Raw genomic sequence first — 4,468 nt, 5'->3', positions numbered from 1 at the left:
TGCGACAGCGCCGCGCCCTTCGACAAGCCGGTCGTGCCGCCCGTGTATTGCAGCAGCAACAGGTCCGCGCCGCTCAGCGCGACCGGCTCGCACGCGAGCGACGCGCCGGCGGCGATGGCCTGCGCGAGCGCGGTCGAACCGGGCGGCAGCGCATCGCACGTGCCGGCCGGCGCATCGACGACGCCGAGATCCTCGCGCCCCACGCTCAGCACGGTGCGCACGCGCGTGCCGCCGACCACGTCCGCGAACGTGCCCATCGACCCGCCGCAGACGACCGCCACCTCGACCCCGGCGTCGTTGAGCTGATGCTCGAGCTCGCGCGCGGTGTAGTGCGGATTCACGTTGACCTGAATCGCGCCGATCTTCGCGACGGCGACGAACACGACCGGGAACGCGAGCACGTTGGGCAGCATCACGGCCACGCGATCGCCCTTGCGCACGCCGACCACCTGCTGCAGATACGCGGCCAGCGCGGTCGACAGGCGTTCGACGTCGGCATAGGTGAGCGTGCGGCCGAACGCATGGAACGCCGGACGATCGGCGAAGCGGCGCATCGTGTCGTCCAGCAGCGCGCTGACGGAAGGATGGCGATCGGCGTCGATCTCGGCGGGGATCGAGCCATACGACCCGGTCCAGTGTCTCTTCGTCATGTCTCACTCCTCTTTGGACGGCACGCCAGCCTGCGTACCGTTCGCACGGCGGCCTGCACGCCCGAAGGACGCGGGCCGCCGCCTGACCGGCGACTATCGCCCGCGCGACGCGCTTTGCAAATGATCCGGGCGGCCGAAAACATGATCGAAACGGACACACGCGCACGCCGGCGTGTCCGGGCAACCCCGTCGGACGCCGCCACGCGCATATTCCCGGGCGCGAATTGCAAAGCAGCAAGCGGCATGGCGCGGCGTGCCGCCGTTCCTCATAATCGACGACCGTCCCTCATTCGCCCAGACCATGCAGCCGCTCGCCCTGGCCCCCGCCGACACCTTCTCGTCCGTTCGATTCCTGCTGACCGACATGGACGAGACCCTGACCCATCGCGGTCGTCTGGCCGCGCAGACCTATGCGGCGCTCGAGCGGCTGCAGACGCGCGGCATCCGCGTGATTCCGGTCACCGCCGCGCCGGCCGGCTGGTGCGACCAGATGGCGCGGATGTGGCCGGTCGACGGCGTGATCGCGGAGAACGGCGGGCTCTTCATCCGGCGCGGCGCGGACGGACACGGCGCCGAACGCCGTTACTGGCATGCGGACGATGCACTCGACGACGCGCGCGACGCGCTCCGGCGCATCGCGCAGCATGTCGGGAAGGCCGTCCCCGCCGCCCGCCACGCGGACGACCAGGACTTCCGCCTGACGTCGCTCGCGTACGCCCGCAGCGGCGGCGACCACGACCAGCGGATTCTCGACGCGCTGATCGAGGCCGGCGCGGACGCGACCATCAACAATCTGTGGGTGATCGGCTGGGTCGGCGGGTACGACAAGCTGTCGATGTCGCTGCGCGTACTGGCGGATACGTTCGGCGTCGATGCCGGTGCGGCGGCCGGTTGCGTCGCCTATTCGGGCGACTCCACGAACGACGCGCCGATGTTCGGCTATTTCGCGCATACGGCCGGCATGAGCACCGTGGTCGAGTATCTGCCGCAGTTGCCCGCGCCGCCGCGCTGGATCACGCAAGGCCCGGGCGGCAGCGGCTTCGTCGAATTCGCCGACGCGATCCTGCGCGCGCAGCCCGGCGATCGGGGCTGACCACTCGCGCAGGTCAACACGTGGACCGCCTCGCGAAACCGTTCGCGCGGCAGGCAGGCGTCTTCCAGGCCGGGTGATGCCGCGTGGCGCCGGCGTGTATCAGGGTGAACCCGGTGGCGGATGGGACCGTTCCCGCGCAGAATTGCGTGCCGTCAACGATATCGATTCGGACGCAGGACCCGCCATGCCGCGCAGTGCGCTCTTGAAACCGACCGACGCCCGTCCCGCCCGGCTGCCGGACGCCGCTTCCGCCCACGCGTTGCGCGAGCAGCGCTTCACGCCGGCCAAGCTGGCCGTGCTGGTCGACGTGGCCGCGCAAGCCGGCCTCGACCCGGCGACGGTGCTCGCCGGCACCGGCCTCGCACCGGCCGACGTCGCGGACCCGTTCGCGCTCACGTCGCCGCTGCAGTTCCTGACGGCCGCGCGCAATGCGGTCGGCCGGTACGACGGCACCGACCTCGGCGTGCGCGTCGGCCGCCGGCTGCACGCGTCGAGCTACGGCATGTACGGCTACGCGATGCTGTGCTCCGAATCGCTCGCGCATGCGTTCGATTCGGCCGTCAAGTATCACCGGCTCGCGAACGGCATGCTGCCGATCCGCTGGGTCGAACAGGGCGATACCGCATCGTGGCTGTTCCCGGACCGGCACGAAGTCGCGCTGCCCGATCTCGACGCGCCGCTGTACCGTTTCCTGATCGACATGCAGTTCGCGCTGCACGTGACGATCATCAAGGACGTGATGGGCGGATGGTGCGTGCCCGCGCGTGCGCAGTTCGCGCAGCCGCGGCCGCCGCACGGCGCGCTGCTAGCCGACGCGCTCGAATGCCCGATCGCGTTCGACCAGCCGCATCACGTGCTCAGCTATCCGGCGGCGTGGCTTACGCGCGCGCCGCAGCTCGCGAACCCGATCACCGCCGCGCAGGTGTCGTCGCACTGCGCGCAGTTGCTCGACGAATTGCGCAGCCAGTCGGGCATCACGCGGCGCGTCTACGAGGAACTCACCCGCACGCCGGGACAATTCCCGGACATCGACGCGATCGCCGAGATCCTGTGCATGACCTCGCGCACGCTGCGCCGCAAGCTCGAAGCCGAAGGCACGTCGTACAGCGAACTGCTGACGAGCGTGCGCAAGGCGCTCGCGATCGACTACCTCAGCACGACCACGCTCAGCACCGAGGACATCGCGCTGACCCTCGGCTTCAGCGATGCAGTGGGATTTCGCCACGCGTTCAAGCGCTGGACCGGCACGACGCCGAGCGACGTGCGGCGCAAGCGCGGCGGATGACGCCGCCGCTCGCGGTCAGCGCGCGTCGCCCGCCGCCGGCGACGCGACCGGCAGCGCAAACTCGAACACCGCGCCGCGCCCGGGCCGGTCGACGAGCCGGATGCCGCTGCCGTTGAGCGCGAGCATCCGATGCACGATCAACAGGCCGAGCCCGCCGCTCGTCACCGTGCCGCCGCCCATCGGCCGCTGCGGCCGCTGGAACAGCCCTTCGCGTCGCGCCGCCGGAATCCCCTCGCCGGTATCCGACACGGTCACGATCACGCGCTCGCCCCGCGGCTCCAGCGCGATCTCGACCTCGCCATGCGAAGGCGTGTGCCGCAGCGCGTTGTCGAGCAGGTTGGTCAGCACGCGCTCGATCATCCCGAGATCGGCCGACACCACCGGCACGCGCGGCGGAATCCGCGCATGCAGCGCGACGCCGCGCGATTGCGCGGCCAGCTCGAATTTCTGGAACACGTCCTGCACGAGATCGACGAGCGAGAACGGCTCGCGCTCGGCCTGCACGCCGCCCGATTCGAGCCGCGCGAGCTCGAACAGCGCCTGCGCGAGCCGCCCGACCTTCGCGCTCTGCGCGAGCGCGATCGACAGATAGCGCCGCCGTTCGGGCTCGGCCAGCGTGTCGGCCTTCAGCGACAGCGTCTCCAGATAACCGTGCAGCGACGTGAGCGGCGTACGCAGGTCATGGGAAATGTTCGTGATCAGTTCGCGCCGCTGCTGGTCCTGGCGCGTCAGCGCGCGCCACTGGTCGCCGATCCGGTCGGCCATCTGCGCGAACGCGGATTCGAGCACCGCGATATCGTCGCCGCGCTGGCCCGGCGGCAAGCGCAGCACCGGCGGCGGCTGCGTGTCGGGCGTACCCGGCGCGCCGGGCGCACCGTTCGCGTCGAAGGCGCGCATCGCGGCCGTCAGCCGGCGCAGCGGGCGCGTGATGAAGCTGAATGCGACGAGGCCCGCGAGCAGACCGAGCAGCGCGACGATCGCCATCGACCACAGCGTCGTGCGCAGCACGTTGCCGGCGTCGACGCGCGCGGCGAGCCGGTCATGCGCCTCGCCGAGCAGCACCACGTAGATGTAGCCCGACGGCGGCTGCCCCGCGCGCTGCAGCGGTGCGGCGCTGAACACCTTGCGCGCGTCCGGGCTGCGCGGATCGTCGCCGAGGATCGGCAGCGGCTGGCCCGCGATGAAGCGCTGCACGGGCGCGAGATCGACGCGGTCGCGCTTCACGTGGCCCGGCGGCGCATCGTCGCCCTTGATGCGCCCCGCGTTGTCGAGCAGGTACACCTCGACGCTCGGGTTCACGCCCATCAACTGACCGAACAGCGTGCGCACGGCGTCGGGGCGCAGCCCGTTCGCGTCCATCAGCGGCGCGCTGTTGGCGATGTTCGTGGCCAGGTCGCGCGACAGCGCCTGCACGACCTCCTTCTCGCGCATGTCGTTCGC

4 protein-coding genes are annotated in these 4,468 nt (G+C 70.9%); 2 read left to right on the top strand and 2 right to left on the bottom strand.

Annotated features, from left to right (window positions below; all coding sequences use genetic code 11):
• A partial coding sequence (locus JMF90_RS25595) for an AMP-binding protein (RefSeq protein ID WP_201325580.1) occupies positions 1-650 on the bottom strand: 650 nt, incomplete at its 3' end.
• A gap of 301 nt (positions 651-951) precedes the next feature.
• Between JMF90_RS25595 and JMF90_RS25590 the strand changes: the two genes are divergently transcribed.
• A complete protein-coding gene (locus tag JMF90_RS25590; RefSeq protein ID WP_201317468.1) occupies positions 952-1,743 on the top strand; it encodes an HAD-IIB family hydrolase in 792 nt (263 codons plus the stop codon).
• Between the two features lie 184 nt (positions 1,744-1,927).
• Positions 1,928-3,028, top strand: a complete 1,101-nt coding sequence (locus JMF90_RS25585; RefSeq protein WP_201325579.1) for an AraC family transcriptional regulator — start codon at positions 1,928-1,930, stop codon at positions 3,026-3,028.
• Between the two features lie 15 nt (positions 3,029-3,043).
• Here JMF90_RS25585 and JMF90_RS25580 read toward each other — a convergent pair.
• Positions 3,044-4,468 (bottom strand): HAMP domain-containing sensor histidine kinase (locus JMF90_RS25580; RefSeq protein WP_201325578.1); only part of this gene is annotated, 1,425 nt, incomplete at its 5' end.

The organism is Burkholderia sp. E168m23, assembly GCF_016586125.1.
GTDB lineage: Bacteria > Pseudomonadota > Gammaproteobacteria > Burkholderiales > Burkholderiaceae > Burkholderia > Burkholderia orbicola.
Note: the sequence above shows the minus strand (reverse complement) of the source record. Positions and strands in the feature narration are given on the sequence as shown.

Bases quoted from the DNA above. Each gene is read 5' to 3' on its own strand.
- JMF90_RS25590 (WP_201317468.1), top strand. From the start codon at position 952: ATGCAGCCGCTCGCCCTGGCCCCCGCCGACACCTTCTCGTCCGTTCGA.
- JMF90_RS25585 (WP_201325579.1), top strand. From the start codon at position 1,928: ATGCCGCGCAGTGCGCTCTTGAAACCGACCGACGCCCGTCCCGCCCGG.